The sequence below is a fragment of the Flavobacterium sp. PLA-1-15 genome (genome assembly GCF_049060005.1).
Lineage (GTDB): Bacteria > Bacteroidota > Bacteroidia > Flavobacteriales > Flavobacteriaceae > Flavobacterium.
Window position 1 is genome coordinate 355,345 of record NZ_JBMGQS010000001.1, and the last position, 17,721, is coordinate 373,065.

Sequence of the window (17,721 nt, forward strand, 5' to 3'; positions counted from 1 at the left end):
AAAGAGCCGAATAATTTCGGCTCTTTTGCTATTAATTTGTTTCCAATATTTTATTCGGATCGTAACCAAAAAGTTGGTCTTTCTTGATAAGTTCGGCAATACCGATTGGAAGTAATTTTTCCCAACCTGGTTTTCCTTTGCTGATCATTTTCAAAACTTCTCTTGAGAAAATTTCCAAGTGCTGTGGATCAAAATCATCAATGTCGATTACTTTTCCATTGAATTTGAAGAACTTATACAATTCTTTCATTCTTGGATGTACTTTTAAGTTTTCTGAATTGATTACTTCGCCATCTTCGCCAAGCATAGGGTAGAGGAATACTTTTAAATCTCGGTAGAATAATTTTCCGAAAGCTTCCAGGATTCCACCACTTAAATGACGGTAGTATTTTTCATCAAAAATATCAATCAGGTTGTTGACACCCATTGCCAATCCCATTCTGGCTTTGGTATAATTAGAGAAATATTCCACCACTTTATAATATTCCTGGAAATTCGAAATCATTACGGTTTGACCCAATGAGCAAAGTAATTCGGCTCTGTCCATAAAATCACGCTCGTCAATTTCTCCATCCGAACGAAGATTTGAAAGGGTAATTTCAAAAACTACCAATGTATTGTCCTTGTCCACTTTATTTTCTTCCAAAAACATCTTTAAGGACTTCTCATACATGTCCATATTTACTTTCGTAACAGGACGGAAACTTCCTCTCAATGCTAGAATATTTTTTTTGTAAAGGATAGAAGCTGGTAAAATGTTATTTCCATCAGGATTGAACATCACGGCATCAGTCATTCCGTTTTTAACCAACTGCAAGCTCATCAAACGGTTGTCAACATCTGCAAAACGAGGTCCTGAGAAGTTAATGGTATCGATTTCCAATTGATCCTTATCCAAGTGATCGTATAAATAACGCAACAATCGCTTTGGATCATTGTATTTGTAGAAAGCCCCGTAAATCAAGTTAACACCTAGAATACCAAGGGTTTCCTGTTGCAAACGTGCATCGGTTTCCTTAAAACGGATGTGGATAATGATTTCGTTATAATCCTCATCTGGCTCAATTTGGTATTTGATACCAACCCAGCCGTGTCCTTTGAATTGTTTTGCAAAATCGATTGTAGCAACCGTATTTGCATAACTAAAAAACATCTTGCTAGGATGCTTTTCCCTCTTCAAACGGTCCTCAATAAGGTTGACTTCGTGTGACAACATTTTTTTCAGACGGCTTTCGGTAACATATCTTCCATCGGCTTCGATGCCATATATAGAGTCGCTAAAATCTTTGTCATAAGCAGACATGGCCTTTGCAATGGTGCCTGAAGAACCTCCAGTCCTAAAGAAATGTCTTACTGTTTCCTGACCAGCACCAATTTCTGCGAATGTACCGTAGATATTTTCGTTTAAGTTAATTCGTAAAGCCTTGTCCTTAATAGAAGGGATTTGCTCGATGGCCCTATCACCTTTTAATGTTATTTCGGTATCCATTTATTTTTTATAGGATTATATAGTCACAAAGTTAACAAAATAGGGCTTTTAAGAAAGAGAATTAATGTTATTTTTGTAAAAAATTAACGCAATTGAAAGTCTATTTTTTGGGTACAGGCACGTCACAGGGTATTCCGGTAATCGGGAGCAATCATCCTGTTTGTAAAAGTGATGATACGAGAGACAAAAGGCTTCGCGTTTCCGTTTGGATTTCTTGGGAAAATGCTTCGTATGTCATTGATTGTGGACCGGATTTCAGGCAACAAATGCTGACTTCGAACTGCCAAAAGGTGGATGGAATTTTATTTACGCACGAACACGCCGATCATACGGCAGGTTTGGATGATATCCGTCCGTTTTATTTCAAGCAAGGAGATATTCCAGTCTTTGCACATAAACGTGTTCTGGAAAACTTGACCAAACGATTCGATTATATTTTTGAGAAAGAAAACAAATATCCTGGAGCTCCATCGGTTGAAATCAATGAAGTTTTGAATGGAAAATCATTTTTGATTGGAGATAAAATGGTTGTTCCAATTGATGTGATGCATGGCAATCTTCAGGTTTTCGGCTACAGAATAGATGATTTTGCCTATCTGACGGATGTGAAGACCATTTCTGAAAATGAAATTGAGAAACTTAAAGGTGTCAAAGTTTTAGTGGTTAATGCTTTAAGAATTGAACCTCATGATACGCATTTCAATCTTGATGAAGCGTTGCGTTTTATTGAGATAATCAAACCCGAAAGAACGTATCTCACTCATATCAGTCACATTTTTGGCTTCCATGAAGAGATCGAGAAAACCTTGCCGAAAAATGTATTTTTGGCCTACGATAATTTAGAAATTACTATTTAATTAAAATGAAAAAATCACTATTACTTTATCTGTTTATTTTGGCCGTTCTTTTCAACGTTTTCACGTATATGTTTTACAACAAGCAAGTTAAAGCCGAACAAGAAAGCTATAAAAAACTCGACACAAAACTAAGAGACAGTTTGGATTTGGTTGTGAATCAATTGGGTGATGCGAATTATTTTGCATTGGAAACCAACCAAAATGCTCAGGAATATTTTGCAAATGATTCAGGAGAATTCATTTCTCACGAAAAATTAATTCCATTTGTAAAAGAGAAATTAATGGAATTTAATACTTTGCCCGAAGGAAATCCTTATGTGGGTTTTGATAAAATGGGCGCTCAAAAATTCATCATCAACAAAGCCAAAGTGTTGAACCACAGATGGATCATTGCCGATTTTAGTGACGGTAATCTTTGGGGCGAGGTGATTGTCAAATATTTTATTAATGATGACAAAACAGTTTCATTTGAAGTAGCTGAAACGGTTTTGCATCATAAACAATAAAAAAATAGTTGCCACAGATTCACAGATAATTCACTGAAATCTGTGAATCTGTGCCTAAATATATTAGTTGCTTTCCAGCCAATTTTTCAAGTCAAAGAAGTTTTGTGGTGCCACACCGTGACCAACCGGATATTCCTTGTAAACCGTTTTGATTCCCAGTTTTTCAAGTGCCGAAGGTGCTTTTTTAGCCCAATCTACAGGAATTACCTGATCTACTGTTCCGTGGGAAATAAACATTTTCAAGTTGCTGAAATCGTTTTCTTGAAAATTTTCTTTGATGATTTCTTCGTTTAAATATCCGCTCAAAGCAACAATTCGCTGTACTTTTTTAGGATAAGATAATCCAACAGCATAACTTAAAATCGTTCCTTGGCTGAAACCGATTAAGGTTACATTTTCTTTATCTATCGGATAATTTTCAATTAACTCATCGATAAAATTTGCGATTATATCACGTGAAGTTCTGGCTTGATCGTGGTCGGAAAATTTATTTTCATCCGCATCAAAATTGATGGCATACCAAGCATAACTTCCGTATTGTAAATCATAAGGCGCTCTTGCTGAGATTATAAAATACTCTTCGGGAAGTTCACTTGCAAAGGAAAACAAATCCTGCTCGTTGCTTCCGTAACCGTGAAGTAGTAATATCAGTGGATTTTTATCTAGTTTTACTTTTGGTTCTCTAATGAGATGGTACAGGGATAAGCTCATTATTGAATTCCTTTAAAAAGTTTTTGGTAAAATTCACCGATGATCGGAACAACTCTCATTTTACCGTCCAATGCACCTAAAAAACCATAAATCCATAAAATAAAAATAAAGAGCCAAAACGCTGATGTTATCATCCAGCTATCAAAATAACTGATAAAATAACCAAAAGCAAAAAAGGTAACGAATATTCCTAATGCTTGGCGGATGTGAAAATTGGCAAATGCATTTTTCTTTTCATTGTTCATAATTAATGCTATAAACGATCCGATTATCGTGATGTAGCTCACAATGGCCATATTTTTTCCTTCTTCTATACTGTTCATTTCAATCACTTATTTGTAAATATTTAATTTTCCTTTGTTGCAAATTCCATATACCTTACCCTTCATTTTTGTTCCGATAAAGGCTGAATTTTTAGATTTCGAAAGGATGTCGCTTTTTTCGAAAGTCCAATTTTCTTCGGTTGAAAACAAAGTTATATTTGCTTTTTTATTTTCTTCAATTGATTCATTTTCAATTGAAAAAACATCTCTACCTGAAGTAAGTTTTTCTACAATAATTTCAATAGGTAAAACAGTCATCAAAGCTCCGAAAGCACTTTCCAAACCGATTGTTCCGTTTTTGGCCAAATCGAATTCCATCTTTTTATGTTCGATATCCATCGGATTATGGTCGGATGTAATCATGTCAATTGTGCCATCTTTTACACCTTTGATTAATGCTTTTCTATCGGCTTCGGTTCGAAGTGGTGGCGTTACTTTAAAACGTGTGTCAAAACCGTCCAGTTTTTCATCGGTTAAAACCAAATGATGTACAGCAACACTACACGTTACTTGCAGACCTTTCGCTTTTGCTTCTTTAATCAATTGAACGGATTTTGCAGTAGAGATCGTCGGAATGTGTAATTTTCCACCCGTATATTCCAAAATAAACAAGTTTCTGGCGATTTGTAGTTCTTCGGCAAGAGCCGGAATCCCTTTCAATCCTAATCTTGTTGAAACAATTCCTTCATTGGCAACACCATTACCTTTTATGTTGGAATCTTGACTGTAGGCAATCACCAATCCATCAAAATCCTGAACATACTGCAATGCGATTTTCAACAGATTTGCATTGTCTAAATTCTTATTATAATCACCAAAAGCAACAGCTCCGGCATTTTTCATATCAAAAAGTTCGGCCAAATCCTTTCCTTCGTTGTTTTTGGTCAAAGCTCCAATTGGGAAAAGTTCCGTTGCAAGGTTATTGGCTCTGTTTTTTACAAAATTAACTTGCGATTGATTGTCGATAATAGGCGAAGAGTTCGGTTGCAAAGCTATCCCAGTAAAGCCACTTCTACCAGCCACATTCAAGCCGTGCAAAATTGTTTCGCGGTCTTCAAAACCAGGTTCACCAAGCGAAACACTACTGTCAAACCAACCTTGTGAAACGTGGAGATTATCCAGTTTCACTTCTTCAACCTTATCAGTATTTTTAAGTTTTACACCAATCTTTTTAATGATTCCATCAGCAATTTCAATATCTACAACTTGATTGTTGTAGGGACTTTTCGAATCAATAATCTTAGCTTCTCGGATGATTAGGTTCATTTTACAAATTTTTGAATAAATAATTCAGTGACTAAAAAGAGTAGGGTGAGGACCACAAACCATTTCCAGATTTCGTTGTTGGTTCTGTCGGTTTGTAGGGTGTCAAATACGGTTTCGATGGAATCAATTACCTTATAATCGTCAAGCAAATCAATGTTTGCTGATGTGACATTGCTTTCGGTCCTGTCGTAATTGAAACTGATGTTTTTTAATAATTCGTCTTTTTTATAAATACCAAAATTACCTGCCAATTGTGGGTAATCGTTAAAAGTCAATTTTACCTTGTTGTTCAAAATTTGCTGAACAGGAACGAAATTTTCTTCTGTATTTTTTACCGAAACAATTTCGTCTTTTGCCATTAAAGCATCAACCAGAAGCGGAGTATTGTTTCCAATTTTTATAGCCGTAACACCCGTTTTCTGACTGCTTTGCGCCATGTTATAAAACGTTGGAACAATCAAAGGGGAATTCTGAAAATTGCTGTTTATTTTGTTTATCGGAGCCGAAAAAACATAAAGTGAAGCAACTTGATTCTGTATGGCTGTCAAAAATGCACTTTGGTCGGAATAGCTCAAGACTGCTGGTGAATTTGATGCAACTTGAAAACCGTTTTTCGTATTTGGATATTGGAAATTATCGATTTTCTTTTCGAAAACACTCGCATAAAGCGGATGGTTGAAGGCGATTTTTGTAATCTGCTTTTCTGTATTCTGCAAAGCTTTGAATTGAATGTTTCCAAAATTGGATACAAAGCTGTTTAGATTGGAAACCGAACTTTCTTCTGAAGGAATCAACACCACATTTCCACCTTTTTCAATAAACGATTTCAAGGTGGTTTGCAGTGCCTGCGGAATTTCCTTCAATTCGTTCAACACAATGGCATCTTGCTTTTCAAGCAAATTATAGTCCAAAGCATTCAACTCAAAATTAGAATAGGTAAATTCTTTTTCGGTATAAATTTTAGAAAGGAACTGGCTCTTTTCAGCATTTCCAATACTGATTACATTAGTTTTTTCTGGTTTTGTAATACTGAAAAACAATTGGTTGTCGTATTCCAAAGAATTGTCCAAAACCGAAGCATAGCCGTGAAAATCTTCTTTTGGAATCGTAAAGTTGATGGTCTTTTCTTTTTCGCTGAATTGCACCAATGTCTTTGCAATCAGCTTTTTTTCATTGTAAATGGCAATTGGAGTTTCGGCAGTATTTTCGCCATAAGCAGATAATTTTACACCAATTTCATAAAAATTATCCAACGTATTTTCGATGAAAACACTATCAATCGAGATATTGTTTTTTTGCTCGCCTTTCGGATGTATAAAATAGGTATTGAATTCAGGAGAAATGCTTTTCAAATCCGAAGTTTCCAGACCAACAGCATCCGAAATAATGATGACATCCTTGTTATAAGGCGATTTTCTAGATTTTACTTTTGCCATCAGGCTTTCCAATTGAAAAGGAAAAGCGCTGTACTTTAAATTCTGAAGTTCTTTTTGAATGGATTTCACATCAGTATTCCAAAAAGTCTCTGAATTGGTTATCAACGAAAAATTCTGATTCTCAGGAGCATGTTCCAATAAATCTTCCACGGCTCTTTTCAGCAATTCGCCTTTTTGTCCTTTGGCTTGCATGCTGAAGGAATTGTCCAAAATGATATACATTTCATTTGTCGTATTATTACTGTCTTTTGCCTTGAAAAAAGGTTGGGCAAAGGCAAAAACAATACAAGCCAAAATTAGAAGTCGTGTAGCGAGAAGCAACCATTTTTTGAGTTTAGAACTTTTTCTGGTTTGTATGGAAAGCTCTTTAAGGAAGCGGACATTCGTGAAATATTCCTTTTTGAAGCGTCTTAATTGAAATAAATGAACCAGAATTGGAATGAGAAGTAGAAAAAGAAAATAAAGAATTTCTGGATGTTTAAACTGCATTCTGATTTGATTTGCTTCAAAAGTATTAAGTGCACCGAATTGCTGTCAAAAATACTACTTTTTATATTTTTTTGCGTTTAAAATTTGATTTTTAAATCATAAAAATTTGCAAAAGCCGTTAGATAAAAATGATTTCAAGCGATCAAAAAGCTAAATTTGTTACCCAATTAAATTATAAAAATGAAGAAATTTCTATCTGTCGCAACGTTCATTCTGCTTTCAAAAGCGAGTTTTGCACAACAAACCAATATGAATTTAATTATCGGAACCTATACTAATTCCTGCGAAAGCAAAGGCATTTATGTATATGATTTTAATACCGAAACAGCCGATTTCAAATTGAAATCTTCCACTGAAAAAGTAGTCAATCCAAGCTTTTTGACTGTTTCTGAAGACAATAAATTTGTGTACAGCGTGAACGAAAACGGAAAAGAAAGCACGGTAAGTTCTTTTGCCTTCGATTCTAAAAAAGGAACGCTGAAAGCTTTGAACAAACAAAAATCGGAAGGAGAAGACCCGTGTTATATTTTGAATGATACAAAAAACGTAATCACAGCCAATTATTCTGGTGGAAATATTTCGGTTTTCAAGAAAAATGCCAATGGAAGTTTGACTCCTGCAAAGCAAGTTGTGCAACACAAAGGTTCGAGCCGAAACAAGCAACGACAGGAAAGTGCCCACGTTCACATGGTGCAGTTTACGCCAGACAGAAAATATGTTTTGGCCAATGATTTGGGGACAGATAAGATTTATATCTATAAATACAATCCTGATTCTGAGACCAATATTCTTGAAATCAAGGACAGCATCGGTGTAAAAAGGGGAAGCGGACCAAGACATCTGACTTTTAGTCCTAACGGAAAATATGCCTATCTGCTTCAGGAGCTTGACGGAACCATCACGGTTTTTTCCTATACAAACGAAGAATTGCTAAAAATCGAGGAAGCACAAATTATTGAAGATGATTTTAAAGGTGAAATAGGTGGTGCTGACATCCATATTTCACCTGACGGGAAATACCTTTATGCCACAAACAGAGGTTCCGTGAATGACATTACCATTTTTGAAATTATGAAAAATGGCAAGCTCAATTACAAGACAAACCTAAAAACATTAGGCGAAGGACCGAGGAATTTTGCCATCGATCCATCAGGTAATTTTCTTTTAGTGGCGCATCAATACACTAATAATGTAGTTATTTTCAAGATAGATAAACTGACGGGAAAATTGACCGATACAAAAAAGCGCATCGAACTTTGTGCGCCAGTTTGCTTGGTTTTTACGCCTTAAAATTTCCAGAAGCACCACCTTGGAATTGTTTAATCCATTTTCCCGCTACTGTCCCGAAACTTCGGGAGCTTTAAAACTGTTGTTCACAGTTTTAAGAGCTCAGACAATTCCAGTATCGGGGCTAGATTAAAAATTCTAGGCTTCTTTTAAACCATTTATGCCAAACTTTGTCATAAAAACAATGGTCTTAAAAATGTCATCTTGTCATATTTAATAAAGACAGTCACTTTAAAAACTGCCAATTTCTTTTATTTTTTCCGATGGCACAGTCATTGCTTTTAGACGAATCAAGTTTAAACAAATAAAAAACTAAAATTAAATATAATAAAATGGGTAAAATAATTGGAATCGATTTAGGAACAACAAACTCTTGCGTTTCTGTAATGGAAGGTAACGAGGCAGTGGTAATCCCTAACTCGGAAGGAAAAAGAACAACGCCATCTATCATCGCTTTTGTAGAGGGTGGAGAAATTAAAGTAGGAGATCCTGCTAAGAGACAGGCGGTAACCAATCCTACTAAAACTATTGCTTCTATCAAACGTTTCATGGGACAAGGTTTCTCAGAAACTACTACAGAAGCAAAAAGAGTACCTTATAGCGTAGTAAAAGGAGACAACAATACACCACGTGTTGATATTGATGGTCGTTTGTATACTGCACAAGAATTGTCAGCAATGACACTTCAAAAAATGAAAAAAACAGCTGAAGACTATTTAGGTCAGACAGTTACAGAAGCAGTTATCACTGTTCCAGCTTACTTTAACGATGCGCAACGTCAGGCTACAAAAGAGGCTGGTGAAATTGCAGGTTTGAAAGTAATGCGTATCATCAACGAGCCTACAGCTGCTGCTTTGGCTTACGGTTTGGATAAAAAAGGAACTGATCAAAAAATTGCAGTTTACGATTTAGGTGGTGGTACTTTTGATATCTCAATCCTTGAATTAGGTGACGGAGTTTTCGAAGTATTGTCTACAAATGGCGATACTCACTTAGGTGGAGATGATTTTGACCAAACAATCATTGACTGGTTGGCTGACGAATTCAAATCTGAAGAAGGTATTGACTTGCGTTTAGACCCAATGTCATTGCAACGTTTGAAAGAAGCTGCTGAAAAAGCGAAAATCGAGTTGTCTTCTTCTGCTGAAACAGAAATCAACTTGCCTTACGTTACAGCTACGGCTTCAGGACCAAAGCACTTGGTTAAAAAATTGTCACGTTCTAAATTTGAGCAATTGACAGATTCTTTGGTAAAACGTTCTATGGAGCCAGTTGCTAAAGCATTGAAAGATGCAGGTCTTTCTACATCTGATATCGACGAAGTAATCCTTGTTGGAGGTTCTACAAGAATGCCAAGAATTGCTGACGAAGTAGAAAAATTCTTCGGTAAAAAAGCTTCAAAAGGAGTAAACCCTGACGAAGTTGTGGCAATTGGAGCTGCAATCCAAGGTGGTGTACTTTCTGGAGATGTAAAAGATGTATTGTTGCTTGACGTTACACCTTTATCTTTAGGTATCGAAACAATGGGTGGTGTATTGACGAAATTGATTGAATCAAACACAACTATCCCAACTAAAAAATCGCAAGTATTCTCTACTGCAGCAGATTCTCAACCAACAGTTGAAATCCACGTATTGCAAGGAGAAAGAGCAATGGCTGCTGATAACAAAACGATTGGACGTTTCCACTTGGATGGTATTCCACCAGCACCAAGAGGAGTTCCACAAATTGAGGTGACTTTTGATATTGATGCTAATGGTATCATCAAAGTTTCTGCAACTGACAAAGGAACTGGAAAATCGCACGATATCCGTATCGAAGCTTCTTCTGGCTTGACAGCTGAAGAAATCGAAAGAATGAAGAAAGATGCTGAAGCTAATGCAGATGCTGATAAGATTGCAAGAGAGAAAGCAGAGAAATTGAACGAAGCTGATTCAATGATTTTCCAAACAGAATCTCAATTGAAAGAGCTTGGTGATAAATTAACGGATGATCACAAGACAAAAATCGAATATTCTTTGACAGAATTGAGATTGGCGCATGAAAATCAAGATCTTCCAGCAATCCAAACTGCTCTTGACAACATCAACGCAGCATGGAAAGCGGCTACTGAAGCAATGTATGCTCAAGGAGAAGCTGGACAAGCTCAAGGTGGTGCTCAACCGCAAGGTGAAGCTCAAGGAGACAACGTTCAAGATGTTGACTACGAAGAAGTGAAATAATTGAGCAATCAATTTTAAATGAAGTAACCGGACTGGAAACAGTCCGGTTTTTTGTTTTTATCAAATAAATTATCCTTTTTGTGAATTAGAAAATGATATTGCTAGTATCGAAACCACTTTTTTATTTATTCGATAAAATAATTATACCTTTGGAACTTCATTAAAGTTTCAAAAGATGATTTCTACAGCAAGCAAACCAAAAACAGAATTAGAAGTATATTTTCAAAAATTCAGGGAAAATATTATTGGGATTGACCAAGAATTCAATTCGCCTTTCGGCAGAAAAAAAATCATCTATACGGATTGGACCGCAAGTGGAAGGCTTTATCGTCCGATTGAAGAAAAACTGATGAACCAATTTGGTCCTTTTGTGGCCAATACCCATACCGAAACTACGGTTTCAGGAACGGCAATGACAATGGCCTATCACGAGGCAAGACACATTATCAAGAGACACGTCCACAGCAATCAGGACGATGTTTTGATTACCGATGGAACGGGGATGACAGGCGTTATCAATAAATTCCAAAGGATTCTAGGTTTGAAGGTTCCTGAAAGCTTAAAACCGCACGTAAATGTTCCTTCAGAAAAGCGTCCGATTGTATTTATTACACACATGGAGCATCATTCCAATCAAACCTCTTGGCTGGAAACCATTGCCGATGTTGAAGTAGTTCCTGCTTGTGAAAAGGGGCTTTTTTGTATGGACAACTTCAAAAAACTATTAGAGAAATATAAAGACCGTCCGATAAAAATTGCTTCTATTACTTCTTGTTCCAATGTTACAGGAATCAAAACTCCTTATCACGAAGTGGCGAAATTAATGCACCAGAACAATGGTGTTTGCTTTGTAGATTTTGCCTGTTCAGGTCCTTATGTGAAAATTGATATGCATCCTGAAGATCCGGAAAGTTATTTGGACGCGATTTTCCTTTCTCCGCATAAATTCCTAGGCGGTCCTGGAACTTCTGGAGTGCTCATTTTCAACAAGAAATTATACAACAACATGATTCCAGATAATCCTGGAGGAGGAACTGTAAGTTGGACAAATCCTTGGGGAGAACACAAATATGTGGATAATATTGAAGACAGGGAAGACGGTGGAACTCCGGGTTTCCTTCAGGTAATCAAGACTGCATTGGCCATTCAGTTGAAGGAACAAATGGGAATTGATAATATCCTTGCACGAGAAAATGAAATCGTGGATTATGTTTTCGAAACTTTAGGAAATGTTCCGAATATTAAAATCCTTGCAGGCCAGCATAAGAATAGGCTAGGGGTGATTTCTTTTTACATCGATGATTTGCACTTCAATTTAGGTGTGAAAATCTTAAATGATAAATTCGGAATCCAAACGCGTGGCGGTTGTAGTTGTGCTGGAACTTACGGACATTATTTGCTTCACGTAGATCAGGAAACTTCACACAGCTTGACTTGTCAAATTGATTCTGGAGATTTGATTCAAAAACCAGGATGGATCAGAATGTCTATTCATCCCACTACAACTTCTGAAGAGGTCGAATTTGTCTGCCAAAGCATAAAAGCTTTAGCCGAGAATCATCAGGAATGGGCAAATGACTATGATTACAACAAGAGTTCGAATGAATTCTTGCACAAAGAGGCACAATCGTTTGAAAAGGAAATCGTTTCTAGTTGGTTTGCCCAATAGCTTTTTTGCCGACGTGTTTCCAACGCTTATGCGTCCAAAAGTAATATTCAGGTTGTTCTAGAATTTGTTTTTCAACTTCTCTTAGAAAGATACTTGTGATTTCATAATCAGGATATTGTCTGACATTTTCAGCCAATGGCATGATGGTAGCTTCATAAAAACCTCTTTTTACTTTTTTCACTTTAACGAAAACCATATTCATGTCCAATCTTTTTGCAAGCATTTCGGCACCTGTATAAACCGGTACTTCATATCCCATAAAATAATCCCAATACCTCGCTCTTTCAAGTTGTGGCGATTGATCGCTGGCAAAACCATAAAAAGCCTTGATTCCATGAGCTGCATTGTACTCCATTAGCTCCACTGTTTTCTTGGTTTCCACCAATTCAGCATGCAATCTCGAACGAATATCTCTAACTAGCTTATCAAAATATTTATTTCCGATTCGTTTGTAAACAGCAATACTTTTGAAATTAATTTTCTTTGCAATATTAATAAGCCATTCCCAGCTTCCGTAATGGGCACACATCAAAACGACACTCTTTCCTTTAGCTTCATATTCACTAAGGAGTTCAATATTTGTAATAACAAAACGTCTATTGATTTCCTTGTCAGAAATAGTCATGGTTTTAATCATCTCCAAAAACATATCACACATGTGGCTGAAGAATTTCTTCTCCACTTCCAATCGCTCTTTATCGGAAAGATGGGGCAGGGTCATGGCTAGGTTTTTACGTACTGTTTTTTTTCTGTAACCAAAAACACGGTAAACGAAGAAGCAAACAACATCAGAGAGTTTATAGAAAATTGGGAAGGGTAATATTGAAATGCACCATAATATTGGATATATCAATAGAAAGGCCAGTAACTGCATAGAGGGATATTATTTTTGTGCAAATATAAGGCTATTTCTCTGAAATTAGTGATATGTATAAAAGTGTTGAACTCAAAAAGACTAAATTTGTAAATAAATATTTATTTAATGAGCATAGTTTTAATAGCAATCATTTTGCTGAATGTTTTGGTGAGTTTTAAAGGGTTTAATGATATTTCTTTCTTTAGGAAATATGAGTTTCATATTGGGAGTATCCGCTCTGGTGATCAGGTGAGAATGTTTTCATCAGCCTTTCTCCATGCCGATATTTCGCACCTGTTTTTTAATATGCTGACACTCTTCTTTTTTGCACCGGTTGTAATAGGATACATGGGAGAACTTTCATTCCTGCTGGTTTATTTTTCAAGTCTAATTTTCGGAAGTTTATTGACATTGCTATTGCACAAGGATGATTATAGCTATCGTGCGATTGGTGCTTCGGGAGCTGTAACAGGAGTTTTATTTTCTGCCATATTATTTGAACCAATGATGATGATTAATTTCTTTATTCCCGCATATCTTTTTGGAATCCTTTATCTATTATATTCAATTTATGGTATGCGAGCGAAAAATGATAACATCGGGCATACAGCACACTTTGGTGGAGCAATTGGAGGCTATTTGATTACATTGGTAAAAGAACCACATATGTTTACAGATAACACGCTGACAGTTGTTGCTTTAGCAATTCCAATTGCAATTCTTTTCATAATGGCCAAGCTTGGAAAGCTATAATGGCACAGCTTTTGAATATCGAACATCAAATATCAACAATAAAAAAATCAATCATGAAAAAAACATTTTTAATCCTAATGACAATGGTCATGACGGTTGCAAACGCACAAGAAGTAAAACAAGTTCCTAATATTTCTGTTTCGGGAGAAGGTAAAGTAAAAGTAGCTCCAGACCAAGTGAGCATCTCCGTTTCGGTAGAAACAAGAGGCAATAACTCTGCAGAAGTAAAAAAGCAGAATGACGAAAAAATTGATGCAGTTATCAAATACATCAAAAAAGCAAACATTGCCAAGGAAGACTATCAAACGCAAAGAGTTTCTCTAAATCCGCAATATGATTATGAGAAAAAGAAAACCACTTTCTATGCAACCCAAACTATTAATATTTTAATGAAAGATCTTAATAAATATGATGAGTTGATGGAAGGTTTGGTAAGCTCAGGCGTAAATTCAATTGGAAATGTTGAATTCAAATCGTCTAAAGAAGAGTTGCATAAATCTGAAGCTAGAAAGCTGGCAATGAAGAATGCAAAAGCGAAAGCGGATGATTTTATGTCGGCAACAACTCAAAAATTAGGAAATATCATAAGTGTAACCGATAATACACAAGCCTACTACCCAAGACCAATGTATGCTGCAGCAATGGAAATGAAATCTTTTGACGGAGCAGGAGCTGGACAAACACTTGCCATCGGAGAAATTGAAATCATTGCAAACGTAAGCGTTAGTTATGCAATTTCATACACAAGAGTAGAGTAATATTTTACAACAACTATAAAAAGCCGTTAGAAACTAAATTCTAACGGCTTTTTTATTTGTATTGATCTGTGAAAATCTGTGAAATCTGTGTTCTATTTCTTGAAATCTACCGAAAGCGAATTCACACAATAACGTTGTCCGGTTTCTGTAGGGCCATCATCAAAAACGTGACCCAAGTGTCCGCCACAATTGGCGCAGACAATTTCCGTACGGATCATTCCGTGGGTGGTGTCCTTGATGTATTCTACCTTTCCTGGGATGGATTCATCGAAAGATGGCCAGCCACAATGTGCGTCAAATTTGGAGTGGCTTTCAAACAAAGGTTCGCCACATGCGCCACAGCAATAGGTTCCCTTTTCAAAATGGATGTTGTATTTTCCTGAATGCGGGAACTCGGTTCCTTTTTGGCGGAGGATTTTGTAACGTTCTAAGCCTAGCTGGGCTTTCCATTGTTCTTCTGTTTTTTTTATTGGATATTCCATGTTTTTTATTGTTAGGTACCGCAAATTCGCAAATTATTCTTTTATAAGATTTGCGAATTTGCGGTAAATTAAAATCTTACTTCTTCACAAATTCAATCGAAACGGAGTTGGTGCAAAAACGTTTCCCTGTAGTTTCCTCAGGACCGTCATCAAAAACGTGACCCAAATGCCCGCCACAATTGGCACACATCACTTCGGTTCTTTCCATTCCGTAGCTCGTATCGGTTTTATAGATTACTGATCCTTTTATGGCTTTGTCAAACGAAGGCCATCCGCAGTCCGATTCAAATTTTGCATCGGAATCAAATAGGGCATTTCCGCAGGCGGCACACACGTATTTTCCTTTTTCAAAATGGTTCCAATACTGGCCTGTAAACGGGCGTTCGGTTCCTTTTTCTCTTAAGACTTCATACTGCTCACGCGTCAGTTCGTTTTTCCATTCGTCTTCGGTTTTGGACGTCTGCTTGGAGTTGGCCTTCGCCACATCGTTGTTGTTTTGCTGGCTTTGGCAGGAGGTTAAGGTTGATATCACCATTAATATTGCTACAATCTTTTTCATACTCTTTTTTATTTAACCATATAAGGCATTTAGGTTTTTATCAATTTTTAATAAATTCTACTGTGGCTTGAATCACTTTTTCGTCGCCGAGGATTTTGCGGTGCCCGAGGCCTTTGGTAATCATCAGTTGTCCGTTTTTGAGGAACTTATGGATGTGGATTCCTGCTTTTACGGGGATATCCTCATCATCGTTGTCGTGGATTACCAGCACCGGAATATCAATTTCCTTTGCCGATAGATACGCAGAAAAGCTTTCCATGGTTTCGCCGAATTTGTCTTCAAAATAACGACGCATCATGCTGCTGACTTTGTGTTTCATCCTTAGTTTATAGGTGAAATCGTCCATAATGTCCTGCACCACATCGCCACTGGCAATGGTGACGAGGCGGTTGAGCTTTAGTCCTTGGCGCATGGAGTTGTAGAGCGACATTCCGCCTAGTGAATGACCGATTGCTGCTTCAAATGGACCGAATTGTTTCTCCAATTCTAATATCGAGGCAATAAACTCAGGCATTAGTGTGGTTTTTCCGCTGGATTTTCCATGGGCTGGGGCATCGAAACTGATGGTCGAATAACCGAGTTTGAGCAATTCGTCGGCAATCTTAACGAGCTGGGTTCCTCGGCCTGACCATCCGTGGACGAGGAGTATTTTTTTGGCGGAAGTCCCATAATGATAGACCATTACTTCTTTTGAAATGGCGGGAATGAGTACTTTTTCCTGACGGCTTTTGTCGTTCATTTCGAATTCTCGCTTGGGCATGCGGTGTTTTATTGGGGTGGCAAACAATCTGGCTCCGAAGCGGGTAACGAGTTTGAGGGAAATAAATTGTAAAATCTGTACGGTAACGAGGATTGACTTCGGAATGTTTAAAGATTGCTTTCGAATTTTGGAATTCTTTGCCATTTCAATAAATTTTTATGCAAGTTATTATATTCTGCAATTTTTATTAAATTTAGGTATCATAAAAAAAGCATAAATTGTTTGATGTGATGTGTGTGTTCTTTGAGAAAATGATGGTTTAGAAAGTAAGAGTGTGAAAAATATATGATAATCTAACGATATCGGAAGGAAATCAAACGGCATCGGATTCAAATCAAACGAGTTGGGAGCTTCGTCAAACGTGTTGGGAGCTTCCTCAAACGAGTTGGGAACTTTGTCAAACGTGTTGGGAGCTTCGTCAAACGTGTTGGGTGCTTTGTCAAACGAGTTGGGAGCTTCGTCAAACGTGTTGGGTGCTTTGTCAAACGAGTTGGGAGCTTCGTCAAACGAGTTGGGAACTTCGTCAAACGAGTTGGAAGGATTCTTTCTTTATAAAAATTTAAAAAATACCCCTATATATTAAATACCCCTAAATGTTATTTTTTTAACCTTTTAAATTTTTTATTATATGACCAATTATGTTAGAGTAGAAGAGTATAGTACTCTTGGGGATTTTATTGGAAAAAGCTATGATCGTGATTTGGATTTGATTGTAGTTCGATATCCTAAATTAGGGAAACCTTATAGGGATGGTTTTTTAGCGAAGCTGAATGAGGTGAAAACCTTGGAAGGTGCTTTGTTTATGACGGAAGAGCAGAAGAAGGCAACCCTGATGTTGTATCAGGTTGCGGACTACTTGGGCGATGAACTGAATTTTATTAATACTTATTTGAAGGAAGCTGGCTTGGATACAAAAGCTGTGACGGCTTTGAAGAAGGATTTGAGTAATGATAATATTGAGGGTGCGGTTTTGAAAATTGAGAATGTTAAGCAATTTTTGACTGAACATAGGTTTGTATTGGAACAGGAAGGCATGAGGTCGAATTTTCCACAGGAATTGGGTAATGCGAAGGAAAAGCTAGAGGATTTGAATTCGACTCAGAATGTTTTTATGAATAAGCTGAAAGCATTGACAAGCGAAAACAAGGCTGTGTATACTGCTCTTTATGCTATGATTGCTAAGATTGCAAATGCCGGGAAACTTGTTTTTAAGGATGATGTGAAGAAGGATGAGTATGTGATTAAGAAAATTGTTTCGCGGATGAGGAGCCATTATGGTGGCAAAAAAGAGTAATTTT

Annotated in this window: 18 protein-coding genes; 9 read left to right on the plus strand and 9 right to left on the minus strand. The window is 36.9% G+C overall.

Annotation, left to right across the window (positions count from 1 at the left end):
• Positions 1 to 31: 31 nt before the first annotated feature.
• On the minus strand, positions 32 to 1,489 hold the full coding sequence (locus ACI6PS_RS01590) for a TonB-dependent receptor (RefSeq protein ID WP_421010787.1): 1,458 nt from the start codon (positions 1,487 to 1,489) through the stop codon (positions 32 to 34).
• 92 nt (positions 1,490 to 1,581) lie between these two features.
• Here ACI6PS_RS01590 and ACI6PS_RS01595 point away from each other — a divergent pair, with 92 nt between their 5' ends.
• Together ACI6PS_RS01595 and ACI6PS_RS01600 are read left to right on the plus strand one after the other, a co-directional pair.
• Positions 1,582 to 2,346, plus strand: coding sequence for an MBL fold metallo-hydrolase (locus ACI6PS_RS01595; RefSeq protein WP_421010788.1), 765 nt, complete (start codon positions 1,582 to 1,584; stop codon positions 2,344 to 2,346).
• Between the two features lie 5 nt (positions 2,347 to 2,351).
• A complete protein-coding gene (locus tag ACI6PS_RS01600; protein ID WP_421010789.1) occupies positions 2,352 to 2,852 on the plus strand; it encodes a hypothetical protein in 501 nt (166 codons plus the stop codon).
• 63 nt (positions 2,853 to 2,915) lie between these two features.
• Here the strand turns inward: ACI6PS_RS01600 and ACI6PS_RS01605 are convergent, their stop codons facing one another.
• From ACI6PS_RS01605 to ACI6PS_RS01620, 4 genes are read right to left on the minus strand one after another with little or no spacing between them, the layout of a single operon-like run.
• Entirely contained in the window at positions 2,916 to 3,563 is a 648-nt protein-coding gene (locus ACI6PS_RS01605) for an alpha/beta hydrolase (protein WP_421010790.1), read from the minus strand.
• A complete protein-coding gene (locus ACI6PS_RS01610; RefSeq protein ID WP_421010791.1) occupies positions 3,563 to 3,886 on the minus strand; it encodes a DUF4870 domain-containing protein in 324 nt (107 codons plus the stop codon). Before ACI6PS_RS01610 ends, ACI6PS_RS01605 begins: the two co-directional genes overlap by 1 nt.
• A 9-nt stretch (positions 3,887 to 3,895) precedes the next feature.
• Positions 3,896 to 5,152, minus strand: coding sequence for a dihydroorotase (locus ACI6PS_RS01615; RefSeq protein ID WP_421010792.1), 1,257 nt, complete (start codon positions 5,150 to 5,152; stop codon positions 3,896 to 3,898).
• Positions 5,149 to 7,077, minus strand: a complete 1,929-nt coding sequence (locus ACI6PS_RS01620) for a vWA domain-containing protein (protein WP_421010793.1) — start codon at positions 7,075 to 7,077, stop codon at positions 5,149 to 5,151. The genes ACI6PS_RS01615 and ACI6PS_RS01620 overlap by 4 nt, the downstream gene beginning before the upstream one ends.
• A gap of 180 nt (positions 7,078 to 7,257) precedes the next feature.
• Between ACI6PS_RS01620 and ACI6PS_RS01625 the strand changes: the two genes are divergently transcribed.
• The 3 genes from ACI6PS_RS01625 to ACI6PS_RS01635 all read left to right on the plus strand — a co-directional run bounded on the left by ACI6PS_RS01625 (position 7,258) and on the right by ACI6PS_RS01635 (position 12,255).
• The gene (locus tag ACI6PS_RS01625) at positions 7,258 to 8,367 is read left to right on the plus strand and encodes a lactonase family protein (RefSeq protein WP_421010794.1); all 1,110 of its coding nucleotides are present in this window, start codon (positions 7,258 to 7,260) and stop codon (positions 8,365 to 8,367) included.
• A gap of 329 nt (positions 8,368 to 8,696) precedes the next feature.
• The gene (gene dnaK / locus ACI6PS_RS01630; protein WP_421010795.1) at positions 8,697 to 10,586 is read left to right on the plus strand and encodes a molecular chaperone DnaK; all 1,890 of its coding nucleotides are present in this window, start codon (positions 8,697 to 8,699) and stop codon (positions 10,584 to 10,586) included.
• A gap of 175 nt (positions 10,587 to 10,761) precedes the next feature.
• A complete protein-coding gene (locus ACI6PS_RS01635; protein WP_421010796.1) occupies positions 10,762 to 12,255 on the plus strand; it encodes an aminotransferase class V-fold PLP-dependent enzyme in 1,494 nt (497 codons plus the stop codon).
• On the opposite strand, the gene ACI6PS_RS01640 is transcribed toward ACI6PS_RS01635, so the two are convergent.
• Entirely contained in the window at positions 12,236 to 13,129 is an 894-nt protein-coding gene (locus ACI6PS_RS01640) for a lysophospholipid acyltransferase family protein (protein ID WP_421010797.1), read from the minus strand. The genes ACI6PS_RS01635 and ACI6PS_RS01640 overlap by 20 nt on opposite strands.
• A 108-nt stretch (positions 13,130 to 13,237) precedes the next feature.
• Between ACI6PS_RS01640 and ACI6PS_RS01645 the strand changes: the two genes are divergently transcribed.
• Both ACI6PS_RS01645 and ACI6PS_RS01650 read left to right on the plus strand, forming a co-directional pair.
• Positions 13,238 to 13,864 (plus strand): rhomboid family intramembrane serine protease, encoded by a 627-nt coding sequence (locus tag ACI6PS_RS01645; RefSeq protein ID WP_421010798.1) that lies wholly within the window; start codon positions 13,238 to 13,240, stop codon positions 13,862 to 13,864.
• A 53-nt stretch (positions 13,865 to 13,917) separates the two neighbouring features.
• Positions 13,918 to 14,622 carry an SIMPL domain-containing protein gene (locus tag ACI6PS_RS01650; RefSeq protein WP_421010799.1) on the plus strand — a complete coding sequence of 235 codons (705 nt, stop codon included), beginning with the start codon at positions 13,918 to 13,920 and terminating at the stop codon, positions 14,620 to 14,622.
• 92 nt (positions 14,623 to 14,714) lie between these two features.
• Here ACI6PS_RS01650 and msrB (ACI6PS_RS01655) read toward each other — a convergent pair whose 3' ends face one another.
• From msrB (ACI6PS_RS01655) to ACI6PS_RS01665, 3 genes are all read right to left on the minus strand, one after another.
• A complete protein-coding gene (msrB, locus tag ACI6PS_RS01655) occupies positions 14,715 to 15,104 on the minus strand; it encodes a peptide-methionine (R)-S-oxide reductase MsrB (RefSeq protein WP_421010800.1) in 390 nt (129 codons plus the stop codon).
• Between the two features lie 76 nt (positions 15,105 to 15,180).
• Positions 15,181 to 15,663 (minus strand): peptide-methionine (R)-S-oxide reductase MsrB, encoded by a 483-nt coding sequence (msrB, locus tag ACI6PS_RS01660; RefSeq protein WP_421010801.1) that lies wholly within the window; start codon positions 15,661 to 15,663, stop codon positions 15,181 to 15,183.
• A 40-nt stretch (positions 15,664 to 15,703) separates the two neighbouring features.
• Positions 15,704 to 16,567, minus strand: a complete 864-nt coding sequence (locus tag ACI6PS_RS01665) for an alpha/beta fold hydrolase (RefSeq protein WP_421010802.1) — start codon at positions 16,565 to 16,567, stop codon at positions 15,704 to 15,706.
• A 199-nt stretch (positions 16,568 to 16,766) separates the two neighbouring features.
• On the opposite strand from ACI6PS_RS01665, the gene ACI6PS_RS01670 reads away from it, so the two are divergent.
• On the plus strand, positions 16,767 to 17,006 hold the full coding sequence (locus ACI6PS_RS01670) for a hypothetical protein (RefSeq protein WP_421010803.1): 240 nt from the start codon (positions 16,767 to 16,769) through the stop codon (positions 17,004 to 17,006).
• 45 nt (positions 17,007 to 17,051) lie between these two features.
• Positions 17,052 to 17,717 carry a hypothetical protein gene (locus ACI6PS_RS01675; protein ID WP_421010804.1) on the plus strand — a complete coding sequence of 222 codons (666 nt, stop codon included), beginning with the start codon at positions 17,052 to 17,054 and terminating at the stop codon, positions 17,715 to 17,717.
• Positions 17,718 to 17,721 lie beyond the last annotated feature (4 nt).

Excerpts from the sequence above, each read along its gene's own strand:
- ACI6PS_RS01590 (WP_421010787.1), bottom strand. The coding sequence starts at position 1,489 with ATGGATACCGAAATAACATTAAAAGGTGATAGGGCCATCGAGCAAATC.
- ACI6PS_RS01600 (WP_421010789.1), top strand. The coding sequence starts at position 2,352 with ATGAAAAAATCACTATTACTTTATCTGTTTATTTTGGCCGTTCTTTTC.
- ACI6PS_RS01605 (WP_421010790.1), bottom strand. The coding sequence starts at position 3,563 with ATGAGCTTATCCCTGTACCATCTCATTAGAGAACCAAAAGTAAAACTA.
- ACI6PS_RS01610 (WP_421010791.1), bottom strand. The coding sequence starts at position 3,886 with ATGAACAGTATAGAAGAAGGAAAAAATATGGCCATTGTGAGCTACATC.
- ACI6PS_RS01615 (WP_421010792.1), bottom strand. The coding sequence starts at position 5,152 with ATGAACCTAATCATCCGAGAAGCTAAGATTATTGATTCGAAAAGTCCC.
- ACI6PS_RS01620 (WP_421010793.1), bottom strand. The coding sequence starts at position 7,077 with ATGCAGTTTAAACATCCAGAAATTCTTTATTTTCTTTTTCTACTTCTC.
- ACI6PS_RS01625 (WP_421010794.1), top strand. The coding sequence starts at position 7,258 with ATGAAGAAATTTCTATCTGTCGCAACGTTCATTCTGCTTTCAAAAGCG.
- dnaK (WP_421010795.1), top strand. The coding sequence starts at position 8,697 with ATGGGTAAAATAATTGGAATCGATTTAGGAACAACAAACTCTTGCGTT.
- ACI6PS_RS01635 (WP_421010796.1), top strand. The coding sequence starts at position 10,762 with ATGATTTCTACAGCAAGCAAACCAAAAACAGAATTAGAAGTATATTTT.
- ACI6PS_RS01640 (WP_421010797.1), bottom strand. The coding sequence starts at position 13,129 with ATGCAGTTACTGGCCTTTCTATTGATATATCCAATATTATGGTGCATT.
- ACI6PS_RS01645 (WP_421010798.1), top strand. The coding sequence starts at position 13,238 with ATGAGCATAGTTTTAATAGCAATCATTTTGCTGAATGTTTTGGTGAGT.
- ACI6PS_RS01650 (WP_421010799.1), top strand. The coding sequence starts at position 13,918 with ATGAAAAAAACATTTTTAATCCTAATGACAATGGTCATGACGGTTGCA.
- msrB (WP_421010800.1), bottom strand. The coding sequence starts at position 15,104 with ATGGAATATCCAATAAAAAAAACAGAAGAACAATGGAAAGCCCAGCTA.
- msrB (WP_421010801.1), bottom strand. The coding sequence starts at position 15,663 with ATGAAAAAGATTGTAGCAATATTAATGGTGATATCAACCTTAACCTCC.
- ACI6PS_RS01665 (WP_421010802.1), bottom strand. The coding sequence starts at position 16,567 with ATGGCAAAGAATTCCAAAATTCGAAAGCAATCTTTAAACATTCCGAAG.
- ACI6PS_RS01675 (WP_421010804.1), top strand. The coding sequence starts at position 17,052 with ATGACCAATTATGTTAGAGTAGAAGAGTATAGTACTCTTGGGGATTTT.